Source organism: Dyella agri (assembly GCF_044904705.1).
GTDB classification, from domain to species: Bacteria; Pseudomonadota; Gammaproteobacteria; order Xanthomonadales; family Rhodanobacteraceae; genus Rhodanobacter_A; species Rhodanobacter_A agri.
Genome location: NZ_JADIKL010000004.1, coordinates 1 through 16733, shown reverse-complemented (window position 1 = coordinate 16733; position 16733 = coordinate 1). Strand labels below are relative to the sequence as shown.

Annotated in this window: 18 protein-coding genes; 10 read left to right on the top strand and 8 right to left on the bottom strand. The window is 68.4% G+C overall.

Going from position 1 to position 16733, the window contains the following annotated elements:
* The first annotated feature begins 74 nt into the window (after positions 1-74).
* Positions 75-2204, top strand: a complete 2130-nt coding sequence (locus ISP14_RS07840) for a M13 family metallopeptidase (RefSeq protein ID WP_404537879.1) — start codon at positions 75-77, stop codon at positions 2202-2204.
* Between the two features lie 173 nt (positions 2205-2377).
* On the opposite strand, the gene ISP14_RS07835 is transcribed toward ISP14_RS07840, so the two are convergent.
* Genes ISP14_RS07835 through pdxH form a run of 3 tightly spaced genes read right to left on the bottom strand, consistent with a single transcriptional unit; the run spans position 2378 to position 4225 of the window.
* Positions 2378-3181, bottom strand: a complete 804-nt coding sequence (locus ISP14_RS07835) for a cobalamin-binding protein (RefSeq protein WP_404537877.1) — start codon at positions 3179-3181, stop codon at positions 2378-2380.
* Positions 3182-3183: 2 nt separating this feature from the next.
* Positions 3184-3624, bottom strand: coding sequence for a secondary thiamine-phosphate synthase enzyme YjbQ (locus ISP14_RS07830; protein WP_404537875.1), 441 nt, complete (start codon positions 3622-3624; stop codon positions 3184-3186).
* A gap of 13 nt (positions 3625-3637) precedes the next feature.
* Complete coding sequence (pdxH, locus tag ISP14_RS07825) at positions 3638-4225, bottom strand: pyridoxamine 5'-phosphate oxidase (RefSeq protein ID WP_404537873.1); 588 nt, start codon at positions 4223-4225, stop codon at positions 3638-3640.
* Between the two features lie 136 nt (positions 4226-4361).
* Between pdxH and ISP14_RS07820 the strand changes: the two genes are divergently transcribed.
* Positions 4362-5201 carry a kinase gene (locus ISP14_RS07820; protein WP_404537872.1) on the top strand — a complete coding sequence of 280 codons (840 nt, stop codon included), beginning with the start codon at positions 4362-4364 and terminating at the stop codon, positions 5199-5201.
* A gap of 21 nt (positions 5202-5222) precedes the next feature.
* Here the strand turns inward: ISP14_RS07820 and ISP14_RS07815 are convergent, their stop codons facing one another.
* Together ISP14_RS07815 and ISP14_RS07810 are read right to left on the bottom strand one after the other, a co-directional pair.
* Complete coding sequence (locus tag ISP14_RS07815) at positions 5223-5570, bottom strand: YbjQ family protein (RefSeq protein ID WP_404537870.1); 348 nt, start codon at positions 5568-5570, stop codon at positions 5223-5225.
* Between the two features lie 168 nt (positions 5571-5738).
* The gene (locus ISP14_RS07810; RefSeq protein WP_404537868.1) at positions 5739-6572 is read right to left on the bottom strand and encodes an NAD-dependent epimerase/dehydratase family protein; all 834 of its coding nucleotides are present in this window, start codon (positions 6570-6572) and stop codon (positions 5739-5741) included.
* A gap of 27 nt (positions 6573-6599) precedes the next feature.
* Between ISP14_RS07810 and ISP14_RS07805 the strand changes: the two genes are divergently transcribed.
* From ISP14_RS07805 to hemE, 4 genes are all read left to right on the top strand, one after another.
* Positions 6600-7154, top strand: coding sequence for a shikimate kinase (locus ISP14_RS07805; protein ID WP_404537866.1), 555 nt, complete (start codon positions 6600-6602; stop codon positions 7152-7154).
* On the top strand, positions 7151-8251 hold the full coding sequence (aroB, locus tag ISP14_RS07800) for a 3-dehydroquinate synthase (protein WP_404537864.1): 1101 nt from the start codon (positions 7151-7153) through the stop codon (positions 8249-8251). The genes ISP14_RS07805 and aroB overlap by 4 nt, the downstream gene beginning before the upstream one ends.
* A gap of 133 nt (positions 8252-8384) precedes the next feature.
* Positions 8385-8645 carry a hypothetical protein gene (locus ISP14_RS07795; RefSeq protein WP_404537862.1) on the top strand — a complete coding sequence of 87 codons (261 nt, stop codon included), beginning with the start codon at positions 8385-8387 and terminating at the stop codon, positions 8643-8645.
* Positions 8642-9712, top strand: coding sequence for a uroporphyrinogen decarboxylase (hemE, locus tag ISP14_RS07790; RefSeq protein WP_404537860.1), 1071 nt, complete (start codon positions 8642-8644; stop codon positions 9710-9712). Before ISP14_RS07795 ends, hemE begins: the two co-directional genes overlap by 4 nt.
* A gap of 33 nt (positions 9713-9745) precedes the next feature.
* On the opposite strand, the gene ISP14_RS07785 is transcribed toward hemE, so the two are convergent.
* Both ISP14_RS07785 and ISP14_RS07780 read right to left on the bottom strand, forming a co-directional pair.
* On the bottom strand, positions 9746-10114 hold the full coding sequence (locus ISP14_RS07785; protein WP_404537858.1) for a hypothetical protein: 369 nt from the start codon (positions 10112-10114) through the stop codon (positions 9746-9748).
* A gap of 129 nt (positions 10115-10243) precedes the next feature.
* Positions 10244-11512 (bottom strand): acyltransferase family protein, encoded by a 1269-nt coding sequence (locus ISP14_RS07780; protein WP_404537856.1) that lies wholly within the window; start codon positions 11510-11512, stop codon positions 10244-10246.
* A 187-nt stretch (positions 11513-11699) separates the two neighbouring features.
* Between ISP14_RS07780 and ISP14_RS07775 the strand changes: the two genes are divergently transcribed.
* Positions 11700-12650: an MBL fold metallo-hydrolase gene (locus tag ISP14_RS07775; RefSeq protein WP_404537854.1), complete on the top strand. Its 951-nt coding sequence runs from the start codon at positions 11700-11702 to the stop codon at positions 12648-12650.
* Positions 12651-12666: 16 nt separating this feature from the next.
* Here ISP14_RS07775 and def read toward each other — a convergent pair whose 3' ends face one another.
* Complete coding sequence (gene def / locus ISP14_RS07770; RefSeq protein ID WP_404537851.1) at positions 12667-13203, bottom strand: peptide deformylase; 537 nt, start codon at positions 13201-13203, stop codon at positions 12667-12669.
* Between the two features lie 301 nt (positions 13204-13504).
* Between def and ISP14_RS07765 the strand changes: the two genes are divergently transcribed.
* The 3 genes from ISP14_RS07765 (at position 13505) to ISP14_RS07755 (ending at position 16476) form a co-directional block, all read left to right on the top strand.
* Positions 13505-15580, top strand: coding sequence for a carbon starvation CstA family protein (locus ISP14_RS07765; protein ID WP_404537849.1), 2076 nt, complete (start codon positions 13505-13507; stop codon positions 15578-15580).
* A gap of 2 nt (positions 15581-15582) precedes the next feature.
* Positions 15583-15783, top strand: coding sequence for a YbdD/YjiX family protein (locus tag ISP14_RS07760; protein ID WP_404537847.1), 201 nt, complete (start codon positions 15583-15585; stop codon positions 15781-15783).
* Positions 15784-15933: 150 nt separating this feature from the next.
* Positions 15934-16476, top strand: coding sequence for a DUF2127 domain-containing protein (locus ISP14_RS07755; RefSeq protein ID WP_404537845.1), 543 nt, complete (start codon positions 15934-15936; stop codon positions 16474-16476).
* Positions 16477-16733: the final 257 nt, after the last annotated feature.

Below are 16733 nucleotides of genomic sequence, written 5' to 3'. Positions count from 1 at the left end.
GTCACGCCTCCCACGCCGGTCCGGCCATCCCCCGATCCGCTAGCATGCGCCGACATTCTTCCGGAATCCCGTGCATGAAAGCGAACCCCCACCGCCTGGCCAGCTGCCTGCTGGCCGCGTCCGTCGCCATCGCCCTCGGCGCCTGCAGCAACGCCACGCCGCCGCAGGCATCGAATTCCGCCGCTCCGGCAGCCTCCACCGCCCCGGCCAGCGCCGCGACGGCAGCGGCGGCGCCCGCGGCGAAGGCGGACGTAGTGGCCGCGAACGTCGACAGCTCGGTGAATCCCGGCGACGACTTCTTCAGCTACGCGAACGGCGCCTGGCTGAAGAAGAACCCCATCCCCGCCTCCGAAGCCACCTGGGGCATCGGCAAGCTGGTGCAGGAAGAGCTGTACGGCAAGCTGCGCAAGATCAGCGAGGATGCCGCTGCCAAGAAGGACGCCGCGGCGGGCAGCGACGAGCAGAAGATCGGCGATTTCTGGAGCACAGCGATGGACGACGGCCTGGCCGAACGCCAGGGCCTGGCGCCGCTGAAGCCGGAGCTTGACCGCATCGACGCCATCAAGGACGCGCCGGGCGCGCTCGACGAAGCCTTCGCGCTGCAGCCGTTGGGCATCGATGCGCTGTTCGACTTCGGCGTGCAGCAGGACGAGAAGCAGAGCGACGTGATGGCGGTCCACCTGAGCCAGGGCGGACTGGGTCTGCCTGAGCGCGACTACTACTTCAACACCGAGGCCGGTGTGGCCAAGGTGCGCGCGGCTTACGTCGCGCATCTGCAGCACATGTTCAAGCTGCTGGGCGAGAACGACGCCGCGGCTAGCGCCAGCGCCGACAAGGTGATGGCCTTCGAGACCGCCCTGGCCAAGGTGTCGCGTCCGCTGGCCGACCTGCGCGACCCGCAGAAGAACTACAACAAGATGTCTCCCGCCGAGCTGACCCGCAAGTACACGCCGGGCGTCGCGTGGAACCAGCAATTGCAAGCGTGGAAGCTGGACCCGTCCTACGTCATCGTCGGCCAGCCCGAGTTCTTCGGCGGCCTGCAGAAATTGCTCGCGCAGACGCCGGTGCCGGTGCTGCGCGACTACCTGCGCGTACATCTCGTGGACGGTTATGCCGCCACGCTCAGCAAGCCTTTCGACGACGAGCACTTCGACTTCTACGGCCGCGCGCTCACCGGCCAGCAGGAACAGCAGCCGCGCTGGAAGCGGGCGCTGCGCGCGGAGAACGGCGCCATCGGCATGATCCTCGGCCGCATCTACGTGCAGGACTATTTCCCCGCGAAGGCCAAGCAGCGCTACAACGACCTGGTCGAGGCGATCCGCAACGCCTACGGCGCACGCATCAAGAAGCTGGACTGGATGAGCCCTGCCACCCAGGCCAAGGCGCTGGAAAAGCTCGCTGCGGTGACCAAGAAGGTGGGCTATCCGGACAAGTGGAAGGATTACTCCGCACTGCAGATCGGCCGCGATTCCTGGGCGCAGAACGAGATGAACGCGCGACGCTGGGCGTTCAACGACCAGGTGTCGAAGTTCGGCAAGCCGGTCGACCGCAGCGAATGGGACATGACGCCGCAGACCTACAACGCGTACTACAACCCGTCGAACAACGAGATCGTGCTGCCTGCCGCGCAGTTCATGGTCCCGGGCTTCCAGGACGATGAAATCGATGATGCGGTCGTATACGGCTACGCCGCCGCTTCGACCATCGGCCACGAGATCACCCACGGCTTCGACGACGAAGGCCGCCAGTTCGACGCCAAGGGCAACCTCGCCGACTGGTGGACGAAGGACGACGCGCAGAAATTCACCCAGCGCGCCAACGTGCTGGTGAAGCAGTTCGATGCCTACGAGCCGCTGCCCGGCCTGCACATCAATGGCAGCGCCAGCCTCGGCGAGAACATGGCCGACCTGGGCGGCGTGCTGATCGGACTGGATGCATTCAAGCAGACCGCGGAATACCAGAAGGGCGGGAAGATCGCCGGCTATACGCCGCTGCAACGCTTCTTCTTCGGCTATGCGCTGGGATGGATCTTCGAAGAGCGCGACGCCATGCTGCGCCAATCCCTGCTCAGCGACGTACACGCCCCCGCCAAGTGGCGCGTGAACGGGCCGCTGTCGAACATCCCGGACTTCTACCAGGCATTCGACGTCAAGCCCGGCCAGGCGATGTGGCGCGACGCCAAGGATCGCGTGCAAGTCTGGTGATCTGCTTCTAAGCCCCTCTCCCTCTGGGAGAGGGGTTGGGGTGAGGGTTCGGGCAAGGCGCGCTACCGACATCCTGCGCAAGTCACTAGCATCTCGCTCTGCCTGCACCCTCACCCGCCTGCCGGCACCCTCTCCCGAAGGGTGAGGGATTCACTAGGGAGGGCTGCCGCAAATCACCCCTGACACCCCGCCCACGCCGCGATGATGCGATGAATCGCATCCAAGCCATCGAATAACGCCGCCGGCCCCGGCTGCAGGATGATCGGCGACTTGATCTCGTGCAGCTCACCGTCGCGCACCGCGGGAACCGCGTCCCAGCCCGGCCGCGCTGCCACCTTCTCCGGACGGAAGCGCTTGCCGCACCAGGAGCCGAGGATGATGTCCGGCGCCCGCCGCACCACCTCGTCGCCGTTCGGCAGGATGCGTTGCTTCGCCAGCGGTTCGCGCGCCAGCTCGGGGAAGCAGTCCTCGCCGCCGGCCATCTGGATCAGCTCGGCCACCCAGCGGATGCCGGTGATGATCGGCTCGTCCCACTCCTCGAAGTACACCTTCGGCCGGCGCGGCAACTGCGCCGCCGCGGCGCGCACCGTGGCGAGGTGCTGCTCCGCACGCTGCGCGTACGCCTCGGCCTTCTCGTGGGCGCCGACCATCGCGCCCAACCGGCGGATGTAGGCGACGATGCCGTCCACGCTGCGGTGATTGCTGATCCACACCTCGACGCCGGCCTTGATCAGCTCGCGGGCGATGTCGGCCTGGATGTCGGAGAAGCCGATCGCAAGGTCTGGTTCCAGCTTCAGGATCTCGCCGATCTTCGCGCTGGTGAACGCCGCGACCCTGGGTTTTTCCTTGCGTGCCTGCGGCGGTCGCACGGTGAAGCCGGAGATGCCCACGATGCGCTGCTGTTCGCCCAGCGCGTAGAGCACTTCGGTGGGTTCTTCGGTGAGGCAGACGATGCGCTGCGGGTAAGGGTCCACCACGCTCAGTGACCCAGCACGGTCACGATGACCCGGCGCTGGTGCGGGTCGCGGCGATGCTCCCACAGGAACAGCCCCTGCCAGGTACCCAGCTGCAGCTTGCCGCCGTGCACCGGCACGACCAGGCTGACGCCGGTGAGCACGGCGCGCACATGCGCCGGCATATCGTCCGGACCCTCGGCGTCGTGCTCGAAGATCGCATCGCCATCGGGCACGGCGCGGGCCAGCCAGCGTTCCAGGTCCTCGCGCACCGTAGGATCGGCGTTCTCGCTCAGCAGCAGCGAGCAGCTGGTATGCGCGGAGAACACGTGGGCGATGCCGACGTGCACGTTGCTGGCAGCCACCACGTCGGCGACCTTGTCGGTGATCTCGGTGAAGCCGCGGCCACGCGTATGCACCACGAAACCGTGCTGCCCGGCATGTTCGGCGGGCACGGAACGGCTCATGGCGCGCGCTTGCTCACGGATACAGCAGCCGACGGGTCCAGGTCTGGCCGTGCCGGCTCCAGCGCACGCGCTCGTGCAGGCGGAACTCGGCGCCGTACCAAAACTCGACCATATCCGGCTCCACCAGGTAGCCGCCCCAGTGCGGCGGGCGCGGCACGTCGCGACCTTCGAACTCGCGCTCGTAGCGCGCCACGCGTTCGTCGAAGCTGTGGCGGTCGGGCAGGGTCTGCGACTGCAGCGAGGCCCAGGCACCGACCTGGCTGCCGCGCGGGCGGGTGGCGAAATAGGCGTCGGATTCCTCCGCCTGCAGCTTGCGCGCCACGCCCTCCACGCGTACCTGCACGCCGTGACGCAGCTGCTTCCAGTGGAAGCACAGCGCCACCTGCGGATGCGCCGCCAGCTGGCCGCCCTTGTCGCTGTCGTAATTGGTGTGAAAGCGCAGGCCGCGCTCGTCCGCGCCCTTGAGCAGCACGATGCGCGAGGCCACGCGGCCGTCGGCGTCCACGCTAGCCAGGTTCACCGCCGTGGGCTCGGGGTCGCCGGAGGCCTTCGCCTCCTCCAGCAGTTGCCGGAAGGTCTGCAGAATATCGGGGCTGAGCATGGCTTTGAAACTTTTCCCTTGAAACGTGGCGCGCTCGCGCCATCATGACGCGGATGAAGCCGGTACATCTTAACCCAATCCCCCACCCCGCCCGCGCCCACGGCCGGCGGCGCCCACCCGAAGCGGAAAGCCGCCGATGAGCGCCGGCAAGCCGCACGTCGCCGCCCCGAACGCCTCACTGGCCGGCCACCTGCTGGACCAGTACGCGGGGCGCATTGCCCGCTCGCGCCGCCCCTACATCATCGGCCTGTCCGGCCTGCAGGGCAGCGGCAAGAGCACGCTGGCGCGCGAGATGAAAGCGCAGGCCGAGGCGCGCGGCTGGCCTACCGAGGTGCTGTCGCTGGACGACTTCTACTACTCGCGCAGCGACCGCGAGCTGATGGCCCACGAGATCCACCCGCTGCTGCGCACCCGCGGCGTGCCGGGCACGCACGAGATCGAGCTGCTGCTCTCGGTGCTGGCTGCGTTGCCGCAAGCCTCGGATAAGCTGCCGGTATCCTGGCCGCGCTTCGACAAGGGCCGCGACACCCGCATGCCGCCTTCGCGCTGGCAGCGCGTCATCCGCCCGCCGCGGCTGGTGATCGTGGAAGGCTGGGCGCTCGGCATCCGGCCGCAGTCGCAGGCCGCGCTGGATGAACCGGTGAACGAGCTGGAGCGCACGGAAGACCCCGACGGCAGCTGGCGCCACTGGGTCAACAAGCAATTGCGCGGCTACCAGCCGCTGTGGCGCAAGTTCGACGCGCTGATCGTGCTGCAGGCGCCGAACTGGGACGTGGTGCGCCGCTGGCGCGGCGAGACCGAGGAGGAGCTGCTGGCTCGGCACGCGCCGCTGGCGATGGACGCGTCCACCATGGAGCGCTTCCTGCACCACTTCGAACGGCTCAGCCGCCACGCGCTGGCCACCCTGCCGGCACTTGCCGACAGTTGCGTGGAGTACGACGACGATCGCCACATGACCGGGCTCACGCATGCGTGAACCCGGTGCCGGCGCCCGCCGTCAGGCCGCCGGCTCCACCTGCACCGCCGTGCCGTAGGACAACACCTCGGTGACGCCCTCGGCCACGTCGTTGGCGTCGTAACGCATCGCGATCACCGCGTTCGCGCCCATCGCGCCGGCATGCTGCAGCATCAGCTCGAAGGCCTCCTCGCGCGCCTTCTCGCACAGTTCGGTGTAGATCGTGATGTTGCCGCCCACCAGGGTCTGCAACGCGGCGCCGATATTGCCCACCACGCTGCGCGAACGTACCGTGATGCCGCGTACGATGCCCAGCGTGCGCACCACGCGATAACCGTGCAGGTCGTTGCCGGTGGTGACCATGCCGTGCGGGATCGGGAAACTGGCCATGCGTGTTCTCCTCATGCTCGGGGTAGCCGGGGCGCCGGCCTCGACGCCGTTCGCGCCGAGCGTAGCTTGCGCAAGCAAGCGGCGTCGAAGCGACCGCGGCCGAAGTCCTTCGACTCCCTCCCCGCAGTCCTGCGCTCAGCACGAACGGTGAAGGGTGCGCATCCTTGCTCAAGTATCCAGCAAGGCCGCGTAACCGTCGCGTGCATCGGGCCACCCAGGCACCCAGCCGCTTGCCCGCAGGCGGGCATTGCTCAAGCGCTTGCTGCCTACGCCGGCTGGCGCCGGACCTTCGCCAGGCAATGGCGCACCGATCAACCGGGCGAGGAAGTCGTACAGCTCGTCCAGCGGCAGCGGGGTATCGTCCACGCCCAGGTACAGCGGCAGCGGCGCGGGCAGCCGCAGCAGGTGCACGATCGCCGTGGCCGCGTCGTCGACATGGATGCGATTCGCCCAGTGCGGCAGCGCGCGCGGCACGCGCGGCACACCGGCGCGCAGGCGCTCGACCAGTTGCAGGCGGTCCGGCCCGTACAGGCCGGCCAGGCGCAACACGGTGGACGGCACGGCCTGTGCGGCCAGCCATTGTTCGGCTTCGAGCAGCAGCGCGCCGTTGAAGCCCGGCGGCGCGGGCGGCGTGTCTTCGTCCACCCAGTCGCCATCGTGCTCGCCGTACACCGCGCTGGAGGACACCAGCAGCACCTGCCGCAGCGCACCGCCGTCCAGCGCCTGCAGCAGATGGCGCAGGCCGTCCACGAACAGCGTGCGGTACGCCGCCTTGTCGCGTGCGTCCGGCGCAGGCAGGTACACCAACCGCGTGATGCCCGCCGGCAGGCCGGCGAGACTGTGCGGTGCGGCGAGGTCGGCGCCCAGCCAGCGCAGCCCGGGCAGGGTTTGCTCCGGCGGCCGGCGTCGCAGTGCCCACACTTCGTCGCCCTGCGCCAGCAGGCGCGCTGCCACCCGCATGCCCAGGTCGCCGCAACCGGCGAGCAAAATCCGTTCGGCCATCCAAACACCTGCTGTTAAAGTTGTCGCATGAATCCGTCGCGCAATCTGTTCCTGATCGGCCCGACCGGCGCGGGCAAGACGTCGCTCGGCCGACGGCTCGCCACGCATTATGGCCTCGCCTTCGTCGATCTCGACCGCGAAATCGAGCGCCACACCGGCACCGACGTGAACACTGTGTTCGCGATCGAGGGCGAAGCCGGTTTCCGCCAACGCGAAAGCACCTTGCTGGACGAGTTCAGCGCCGGCGAAGGCGTACTGCTCGCCACCGGCGCCGGCGCGGTGCTCGATCCGCGCAACCGCGCCCTGCTGGCGGCGCGCGGCTACGTACTGTGGCTGCAGGCCGGCATCGAGGACCAACTGGAGCGGCTGGCGCGCGACACCCAGCGCCCGCTGCTGGCCGGCGTCGACCGCCGCGCACGCCTCGCGGCCATGGCGGCGGTCCGCGAACCGCTGTACCGCGAAACCGCCGACCTGGTATTGCCCCCGACCCACGGCGTCGTGGCGACCAGCGCGCAGGCCGTTGCGCTGATCGACCTGCATTGGCAACGCCACTCCCTCCCCACACCCTCGCCCACCGCATGAACGCAAGCAGCCCCACCACCATCGACGTCACCCTCGGCGCGCGCAGCTACCCGGTCTGGATCGGCCGCGGCCTGCTCGGCGACCACGCGCGCTGGCGCACCATGCTGCGCGGCCGCCACGCCCTGGTGGTGAGCAATACCACGGTGGCGCCGCTGTACCTGGAGCGCGTGGCGCAGGGGCTGGATGGCCTCGACTGGTCGAGCTTCCTGCTCGACGACGGCGAAGCGCACAAGAGTTTTGCCAACGTGGAGCGCGTACTGGCCGCGCTGGCCGGGCTCGGCGCCACCCGCGACGCCTGCGTGATCGCGCTGGGCGGCGGTGTGGTGGGCGACCTCGCCGGCTTCAGCGCAGCCTGCTGGATGCGCGGCATCGACTTCATCCAGATGCCCACCACCTTGCTGGCGATGGTGGATTCCTCGGTAGGCGGCAAAACCGGCGTGAACCTGCCGGCCGGCAAGAACCTGGTGGGAGCCTTCCACCAGCCGCGTGCGGTGGTGGCCGACATCGACACGCTCACGACCCTACCCGTGCGCGAATACCGCGCCGGACTGGCCGAAGTGGTCAAGGGCGCGGCCATCGGCGACGAGCCGTTCTTCGCCTGGCTGGAGGCACACGCCGACGCGCTGGCCGCCCGCGACGACGACGCCGTGGCCGAGGCGATCGCGCGCAAGGTGCGCTACAAGGCCGGCGTGGTGGCGCGCGACGAAACCGAACAAGGCGAGCGCGCCCTGCTCAACCTCGGCCATACCTTCGGCCACGCGCTGGAAACCGCCGGCCGCTACGCCACCTTGCTGCACGGCGAGGGCGTGGCCGTGGGCATGCTGCTGGCCGCGCGGCTTTCCGAGCGCCTGGGCATGGCGGCCGCCGACGACACCGCGCGCCTGCAACGCCTGCTGGAAAAGCTCGGCCTGCCCGTGGCGGTTCCGGCCGGCATGGACGCACAGCAGCTGCTGGCGCTGATGCGGCTGGACAAGAAGAACACTGCCGGCAAGCTGCGGCTGATCCTGTGGCGCAGCATCGGCGAAGCCGAAATCGTGGGCGGGGTGGCCGAGGCGCAGGTACTGGCCGTGCTGCACGAGGCCATCGCTCCACGCTAGGAGCGCCGCCCCGCGCGCGATTGTCCGCTCTGCGACGTTCGCGCACAGGGTGCGCTCCTACAAAGCGGGGTCGGCTCCTAATAAACTGTAGGTACCGGCGATAGGCCGGTCCACGTTCGACGCCACGCCATCCATGCGCCTCTACCTGCAAAACCTGCCCGGCAGCGCCGAGCCGCCACGCTACGTCCAGATCGTGCTGGAGCAGGATCTGCTCGGCGGCTGGACGCTGTACCGCGAGACGGGCCACCAGGGCGGCAAGGCCACGCTGCGCCGCGAACAGTTCCTGGAGCGCGACGCAGCCATCGCCGCGTTCGAGAAAACCCGCGACGCCCAGCTCAAGCGCGGCTACCGGGTGATGTTCGCGCAAGGTCTGGAAGGCCCCTACGGACGATGAATGCACCGTTGAAGAACGACCGCTTCCTGCGTGCGCTGCGGCGCGAACCCGTCGATACCACGCCGATCTGGGTGATGCGCCAGGCCGGCCGCTACCTTCCCGAATACCGCGCCACCCGCGAGCGCGCCGGCAGCTTCATGGGCCTGGCGCAGAACCCGGAGTTTGCCTGCGAGGTGACGCTGCAGCCGCTGCAGCGCTTCGATCTCGACGCGGCGATCCTGTTCTCCGACATCCTCACCATCCCCGATGCGATGGGCCTGGGCCTCTCCTTCGCCCATGGCGAGGGTCCGCAATTCGCGCGCACGGTGCGCTCGGCCGCCGACATCGCGCGGTTGGCCGTGCCCGACATGGATGGCGAGCTGCGCTACGTGATGGATGCGGTGCGGCTGATCCGCCGCGAACTGGCCGGCCGCGTACCGCTGATCGGCTTTTCCGGCAGCCCGTGGACGCTGGCCTGCTACATGGTGGAAGGCAGCGGCTCGCGCGACTTCGCCACGCTGAAGGCGATGTGCTGGAACGCGCCGCAACTCGCCCACCAGCTGCTGGCCGTGCTGGCCCGCAGCGTGGCCGCGTACCTCGCGGCGCAGGCCGCGGCCGGCGCGCAGGCACTGATGGTCTTCGACACCTGGGGCGGCCTGCTCGGCCCCGCGCCGTTCCGGGAATTCTCGCTGCGCTACATGACGCAGATCGTGGCCGCGCTCAAGGCCGACCCGCACGCTCGCGAGCTGCCGCTGATCCTGTTCTCCAAAGGCGCCGGCGCACACCTCGCCGAGATGGCGGATTCAGGCTGCGCCGCGCTGGGCGTGGACTGGACGATCGACCTGGCCGATGCCCGCCGTGCAGTGGCCGGCAAGGTGGCGCTGCAGGGCAACCTCGACCCGGCGATCCTGCGCGCCAGCCCCGAGGTGATCCGCCGCGAGGCGCGTGCCGTGCTCGACAGCTACGGCAACCACCCCGGCCACGTGTTCAACCTCGGCCACGGCATCACGCCGGAAGTCGATCCCGACCACGTGCGCGTGCTGGTGGATGAGGTGCACGCCTACGGGCGCAGCCTGCGCAACCGCTGAGGCGGCGCAGCGCCGCGACGGCTTGTCGGCAACTCAGCGCACGTGCACCCAGTGCACGTAGATGCCGTTGGCGCGATCCTCGGCGCGGAAACCCTCGCGCCCGTCCACCACGGTGCCCCAGCTCGAGCGCAACGCGCCCGCCTGGATGCGATCCACGCGCACATGCTCGCCCTTGGGTATGGCGAACTGCGTCTCGACCACCATCACCCCTTCGCGCTCGTAGACCAGGGTGGCGTGCCGGCCCGTGCTGGCGCCCCAGCCGATGTGCAGTTCGCAGGCCCTGGGCGAGTGCACGCCCCGGTTGTCCAGGCTCCAGCCTTCGGTCTTGTTGAGCAGCGACTGGAGCTCCGGATGGTTCCAGTCCACGGTGTTGCCGGATGGCGGCTTGCTGTAATGACTCATGTCCTCGGGGACCCATGACCGGACATCTGGTTCACGCGGCGCCCGGCACGCACAGGCATGTGCGTGCCTGCACCAGTACTTGTGACAGTACCGGTACAAGGATGAAATTCATGCGACGTCATGGCCGCATTATCGGCCTGGACAAGCTGTTCTTGAGGTCGCCGCGTCCTTGCGTTCAGTCGCGGTCAGGCTTCCATGCTGGAAGCGGCATCTACGCGATGAGGCTGGCTGCGCATCCATGCGGCCGCCCGGCGCAGCATTCATCAGCCGCGAGCGCAGCCATCGCTCGCACGGCATGGACAGCAGGCGTTCCACCGCCAACCCCAACAGCCAGCACAGCCCCAGCGCCGGCGGGTACCACAGCCAGCCATGCGCCGGATCGCCGCCCCAGGCGCGGTATGTGCGTATCGCGGCGAGCACCACGAACATGTGGGTGAGGTAGATCTCGTAGCTCATCCGACCCCATGACCGCAGCCAGCCGAAACCGCGCAGCGGCGGCCTGGCGCCATCGCCGGAACGCCACTGGCAGCACAGCAGCAGGCACAAGGCGGAGAACGTGAGGACCAGCATGTAGCCGTCGCGCAGGAAGTGCCACAGCGCACCGCCGTCCAGCAGCACCGCGCCCAGGCCGGTGGCGCCGAGCCAGCCCAGCATCGCGACGGTGCGGCGCGGTGGCTGCCAGGCATCGGCCAGCAAGGCGCCGAGCACGCCGGTGGCGATCGCCGCCATGCCTGGCAGATACGCCTTCTCCAGCCAGATCTCGTTGCCGTGCAGCGCGGCGCGCGTCCAGGGCAGCGACAACGCAAGCAGCGCCAGCGGCGGCACCAGCAGCGCATGCCGGCGCAGCAGCAGACAGGCCAGCGGGAAGCCAAGGTAAAACGCCTCCTCGATCGACAACGACCACAGCACATCCCACGAACCCGGCAGGTAGCCGGTGCGCCCCTCGTACCAGTTCAGATGCAGGCCCAGCGCCGATAGCAGCGCGCCCGGCAACGATTGCCCGGACCGGTGGATGACGTAGTCCGTCACGCCCAGCAGGTGCAGCACGCTCAACACCGCCAGCAAGGCCAGCAGGCACGGCACGATGCGCGCGAAGCGCCGCGCGTAGAAGGCGCGCGCGTCGATGGCCGCGAGACTGCCCCAGCGGCGCAGCGCATTGCCCGTGATCAGGAACCCGGAGATCACGAAGAACACGTACACGGCCTCGTAGCCGTTCCAGTTGAGCCGGTTCAGCAACCAGGTCGGCACGACCCTGGCCAGTGCGCTCTTCTCCAGCGGGATGCGTATTCCGAGGTGGTTGAACACCACCAGCACGATCGCCAGGCCACGCAGCAGGTCGATGCCTGGATTGCGCGCATTCGCAGCTGCCGTTTCCGCCGAACGTACCGTGTCGCGCATGCACCCTGTCCCTTCCATGTCGAAACGCGATGGTGGCGGCATGGCGCGACGCGTGGCAAGGCCATCAACCCACGCAGACATGTCCGTGCAGCTCCAGCGGCTGAGCTTTGCAAGTCGCGCGCTACACTGCCAGCGCCATCGATGCCCAGCCGCGACGCGATGGCGCCGTTCCATGCCACGGTGCCGCATGACCACACCGGACAACCCCTCGCGTCGCCGCCTGTTGAAGGCGGGCGCGTTCTCGGCGGCGATGGCCGCGTTCCCCGCGTTGTCGCGGGCGGCAGACGCGTCATCCCGCTCGCGACTGATCCTGCTCGGCACCGCCGGCGGCCCCACGCCCAAGGCAGCGCGTGCCGCACCGGCCAGCGCGATCGTGGTGGGCGACGCGATCTACGTGATCGATTGCGGCAACGGCGTGGCGCGGCAGATGGCCGAGGCGGGACTGGACCTCGGCGCGATCCGCGATGTGTTCATCACCCACCAGCATTCCGACCACAACGCCGATTACGGCAACCTGTTGCTGCTGGCCTGGTCGGGACCGCTGCACAGCAGGGTCGACACCTGGGGACCGCCGCCGCTGAAAGCGATGACGCAGCTGTTCCTGCAGATGAATGACTACGACATCCGCACCCGCATCGCCGACGAAGGCCGCCCGCCGCTGGCGCCGCTGATCGTGCCGCACGAGATCACACAAGCGGGCCTGGTGATGCAGGACGCGCGGGTCAAGGTCACCGCGGCGCTGGTGCAGCATCCGCCGGTGTCGCCGGCCTTCGCCTATCGCTTCGACTGCCCGGACCGCAGCATCGTGTTCTCCGGCGACACGCGGCCCTCCGAGAACCTGGTGGCGCTGGCGCGCGGCGCCGATGTGCTGGTGCACGAAGTGATGTATCTGCCGGCGCTGGACAAGCTGATCGCCAGCGAGCCGAACGCCGTGCGGCTGCGCGAACACCTGCTCGCCGCCCACACCAGCACCGAACAGGTCGGCCGCATCGCCACCGAGGCCGGCGTGAAGACCTTGGTGCTCAACCACTTCGTACCCGGCGGCAACCCACCCGTGCCCGACGCGGTATGGCACGACGCGGTAGCCCGGCACTTCAAGGGGCGCGTGGTCGTCGGGCGCGACCTGATGGAACTCTGAAGCCGCGCCGCGCGCCTTATTCGTCCGCCACATCCATCCCCGGGAACAGCACTTCGATGTAGCCGAACTTGCTGAAGTCGGTGATGCGCGAGGGATACAGCCGGCCGATCAGGTGATCGCACTCGTGCTGCACCACGCGGGCATGGAAACCCTCGGCGCGGCGGTCGATCGGCTCGCCCCTGGGATCGACGCCCTGGTAGCGGATCAGGCTGTAGCGGTTCACCGCGCCGCGCAGGCCGGGCACGGAGAGGCAGCCCTCCCAGCCTTCTTCCATGTCCTGCGACAGCGGCGTGATGACGGGGTTGAGCAGGACGGTGCGCGGCACCTCGGGCGCATCCGGATAACGGTCGGAGTGCTCGAAGCCGAAAATCACCAGCTGCAGGTCGACGCCGATCTGCGGCGCGGCGAGCCCTACGCCGCCGGCGTCCTGCATGGTGTCGAACATGTCATCGATCAGGGCAACGAGTTCCGCGCTGCCGATCATCGCGTCGGGCACCGGCGGTGCCACGCGCAGCAGGCGCGGGTCGCCCATCTTCAGGATCTCGCGGATCATCGCAACCTCGGCTGGGTGACGTGGCCGGTTCACTTTAGTGGAGCGGGCATGACGCTGGCGTGCCGGCACATGAACGCGCGGCGGGAATTCCGTGGCGCCCATCGCATCACAGATGGTTCACCGCCACAGGCGCACAAGTGCCTGACCGGCGCAAACGGAGCCATGCGGATACCGAATCCTTCGGCCCGCTGGAAGACTGTTCGACAAGCCCCCCATTCGACCAAAGGCTAAGCCGCACGGCATTGACCCCCACCACGCGCGGCGAGACTCTTGCCGGGAGTTCCACAGGGGAGTTCCCTGCATGCACAGCGCAACTGTCAAACCCGGCCCGGCGGCGAAGATCCTCTGGGTCGCCATTGCCATCATGGGCGCCTGGTGCCTGGGCGTCGTCGCCCTGCGCCGCGGCGAGCCGATCAACGCGATCTGGCTGGTGGCCGCGTCGATCGCGGTGTTCGTGATCGGCTACCGCTTCTATGGCAAGTTCATCGAGCACCAGGTGCTGCGGCTCGATCCCAGCCGCGCGCCGCCTTCGGTGCTGCGCAACGATGGCCTGGATTACGTGCCCACCGACAAGTGGGTGGTGTTCGGCCACCACTTCGCCGCGATCGCGGGCGCCGGCCCGCTGGTGGGTCCGGTGCTGGCCGCGCAGATGGGCTACCTGCCCGGCACGATGTGGATCCTGTTCGGCGTGGTGTTCGCCGGCGCGGTGCAGGATTTCATGATTCTCGGCCTCTCGCTGCGCCGTGACGGCCGTTCGCTCGGCCACATGCTGCGCGAGGAGCTGGGCCCGATCCCCGGCATCGTGGCGATGATCGGCGTGCTGGTGCTGATGATGATCGTGCTGGCCGTGCTGGCGCTGGTGGTGGTGAAGGCGCTCACGCACAGCCCGTGGGGCACGTTCACCGTGGCCATGACCATTCCGATCGCGCTGCTGATGGGTGTCTACCTGCGCTGGTTGCGCCCGGGCCGCATCCTGGAGGTATCCATCATCGGCCTGGTGTTGCTGCTGCTGGCGATCTGGGCCGGCCGGTTCGTGGCCGACTCGGCCGCGCTGGGGCCGATCTTCGATCTCGGCGCGAAGGCGTTGGCCTGGTGGCTGATCGGCTACGGCTTCTGCGCCTCGGTGCTGCCGGTGTGGCTGCTGCTGGCGCCGCGCGACTACCTCAGCACCTTCCTCAAGATCGGCACCATCGCGCTGCTGGCGCTGGCGATCTTCCTCGCCGCGCCGATGCTGCAAATGCCGGCCGTGACCAAGTTCATCGACGGCAGCGGCCCGGTGTTCCAGGGCAATCTGTTCCCGTTCCTGTTCATCACCATTGCCTGCGGCGCGGTGTCTGGCTGGCATTCGATCATCGCCTCGGGCACCACGCCTAAGCTGCTGGCGAACGAGGGCCAGGCGCGCATGGTCGGCTACGGCGGCATGCTGATGGAGGCTTTCGTGGCGATCATGGCGATGGTGGCGGCCGTCTCGCTGCACCCTGGCGTGTACTTCGCGATGAACGCACCGGGCGCGATCATCGGCACCACCGTGGAGCACGCGGCGCAGACGATCAGCCAGTGGGGCTTCGTGGTGACGCCGGACGAGCTGGTCCGCACGGCCAAGGACGTGGGCGAACAGAGCATCCTCAGCCGTGCCGGCGGCGCGCCGACGCTGGCGGTGGGCATGGCCCAACTGCTGCACAACATCCTGCCCGGCGAGGGGATGATGGCGTTCTGGTACCACTACGCGATCCTGTTCGAGGCACTGTTCATCCTCACCACGGTGGACGCCGGCACCCGCGTGGGCCGCTTCATGATCCAGGAGATCGCCGGCCTCATCCACAAGCCGCTGCAGGCTACCGAGTCCTGGGTAGGCAACTTGCTGGCCACCGCGATCTGCGTGGCGCTGTGGGGCTACTTCCTGTACCAGGGCGCGGTCGATCCGCTGGGCGGGATCAACACGCTGTGGCCGCTGTTCGGCATCGCCAACCAGATGCTGGCGGCGATCGCGCTGATGCTGGCCACCGTGGTAGTGGTGAAACTGAAACGCGAGCGCTATGTGTGGGTGCCGGGCATCCCGGCGATCTGGCTGATCGTGTGCACGTTGGCGGCCGGCTACGAGAAGCTGGTGGGTCCGATCAGCTTCACTGCCGCTGCGGACAAGTACGCCGCCGCGCTGGCAAACGGCCAGATGCTGGCACCGGCCAAGACCGTGGCGGCGATGCAGCAGATCGTCGCCAACAACCGCGTGGACATGGTGATGACCGCCATCTTCATGGCGCTGGTGGTGGCGATGACGCTGTTCTGCCTCAATGCCCTCGTGAAGGCCTGGCGCACCAACCACCCCACCGCCAACGAAGAACCCTACGTAGCGCTGGCCGACGCAGCGGCCCATTGACGATGGACATCCGTGCGCGATTGCAGGCATTCCGGAAACGGGCGGTGCAAACCGTCCGCCTCTGCTGCGGCGTGCCCGACTACGAGGTCTACGTGAAGCACCTGCGCGAACACCACCCCGAGCGCAAGGTGCCCAGCTACGCCGAGTTCTTCCGCGAGCGCCAGGAGGCCCGCTACAAGGGCGGCGGCGGGCGCTGCTGCTGATCCCGGGCTGTCGCCGGCGCCGGCCAGCCTGGCTGAGCGCCTCCCCGCATCCCTGCGGCTTGGGGATTCCCCGGAAAGCCCCCATGTCTTTGCGCACTGTCCGTTCATGCCGCGGCAGGAACAATGGCCCGACCGACTGCCCGAACGCCCATGTCCGAGATCGAGAACATCGCCGTCGCCCAGCCCGCCGCGCGCCCCGCGCCGCGGACCTCGTCGCACCGCGCCGGCCTGCGCGTGATCGCGACCTACGAAATCATCAAGACCGTGTGCCTGCTGCTGGTCGCCGCAGCGGCGTTCCACCTCAACCACGAGCAGAACTTCGAGCGGCTGGTGCACTGGCTGGAGCATCTGTCGCTGTCCGACAGCAACGGCCTGCGCTGGCGGATGGTGTCGATGCTGCAGGACTTCGGCCCCAGCCGCTTCGTGGCCGTTGGCCTGGTAGCGCTGGGTTATGCCGTGCTGTTCGGCATCGAAGGCGTAGGCCTGCTGATGGGCAAGTACTGGGCGGAATGGTTCACAGTGATCGCCACCGCCTCGCTGATCCCGATCGAGCTGTACGAAACCTTGCACCGCTTTGGTTGGCTGAAACTGGCCGCCCTGGTTGGCAACGTAGCCATCGTGGTGTACCTGGTGCGCGTGGCGCTGCAGACCCGCGAGACGCGCAAGGTGGCGGCGCACGCCAGGACTCACTGAGGATTGGGTGCTGAGCGCAGCGATGCGCTCGGCTGATCTGGTTTGCTTGCTGCTTGCGCAAGCGACGAAGCAGTTTCGGTCATCTGACGGAAGTTTCAGAGCGGTTTCGGACGCCTAGCGGCGCCCGAGTCACTTCTCTTTGCTGGCCCACGCCGCCGCAGGAGCGGCGGCGAACAGCGAAGCTGGCCCGAAGGGCGGAGGGCAGGATGCCCGGAGTCAAGAGAAGTAACCAAGAGAAATGGCCTGGTTCAATACGC

Coding starts and splice junctions, on each gene's coding strand:
- ISP14_RS07820 (WP_404537872.1), top strand. CDS start 4,362: ATGAGCGCCGGCAAGCCGCACGTCGCCGCCCCGAACGCCTCACTGGCC.
- hemE (WP_404537860.1), top strand. CDS start 8,642: ATGAATGCACCGTTGAAGAACGACCGCTTCCTGCGTGCGCTGCGGCGC.
- ISP14_RS07760 (WP_404537847.1), top strand. CDS start 15,583: ATGGACATCCGTGCGCGATTGCAGGCATTCCGGAAACGGGCGGTGCAA.
- ISP14_RS07780 (WP_404537856.1), bottom strand. CDS start 11,512: ATGCGCGACACGGTACGTTCGGCGGAAACGGCAGCTGCGAATGCGCGC.
- ISP14_RS07775 (WP_404537854.1), top strand. CDS start 11,700: ATGACCACACCGGACAACCCCTCGCGTCGCCGCCTGTTGAAGGCGGGC.
- ISP14_RS07830 (WP_404537875.1), bottom strand. CDS start 3,624: ATGAGCCGTTCCGTGCCCGCCGAACATGCCGGGCAGCACGGTTTCGTG.
- ISP14_RS07840 (WP_404537879.1), top strand. CDS start 75: ATGAAAGCGAACCCCCACCGCCTGGCCAGCTGCCTGCTGGCCGCGTCC.
- ISP14_RS07815 (WP_404537870.1), bottom strand. CDS start 5,570: ATGGCCAGTTTCCCGATCCCGCACGGCATGGTCACCACCGGCAACGAC.
- aroB (WP_404537864.1), top strand. CDS start 7,151: ATGAACGCAAGCAGCCCCACCACCATCGACGTCACCCTCGGCGCGCGC.
- pdxH (WP_404537873.1), bottom strand. CDS start 4,225: ATGCTCAGCCCCGATATTCTGCAGACCTTCCGGCAACTGCTGGAGGAG.
- ISP14_RS07805 (WP_404537866.1), top strand. CDS start 6,600: ATGAATCCGTCGCGCAATCTGTTCCTGATCGGCCCGACCGGCGCGGGC.
- ISP14_RS07765 (WP_404537849.1), top strand. CDS start 13,505: ATGCACAGCGCAACTGTCAAACCCGGCCCGGCGGCGAAGATCCTCTGG.
- ISP14_RS07795 (WP_404537862.1), top strand. CDS start 8,385: ATGCGCCTCTACCTGCAAAACCTGCCCGGCAGCGCCGAGCCGCCACGC.
- ISP14_RS07785 (WP_404537858.1), bottom strand. CDS start 10,114: ATGAGTCATTACAGCAAGCCGCCATCCGGCAACACCGTGGACTGGAAC.
- ISP14_RS07810 (WP_404537868.1), bottom strand. CDS start 6,572: ATGGCCGAACGGATTTTGCTCGCCGGTTGCGGCGACCTGGGCATGCGG.
- ISP14_RS07755 (WP_404537845.1), top strand. CDS start 15,934: ATGTCCGAGATCGAGAACATCGCCGTCGCCCAGCCCGCCGCGCGCCCC.
- def (WP_404537851.1), bottom strand. CDS start 13,203: ATGATCCGCGAGATCCTGAAGATGGGCGACCCGCGCCTGCTGCGCGTG.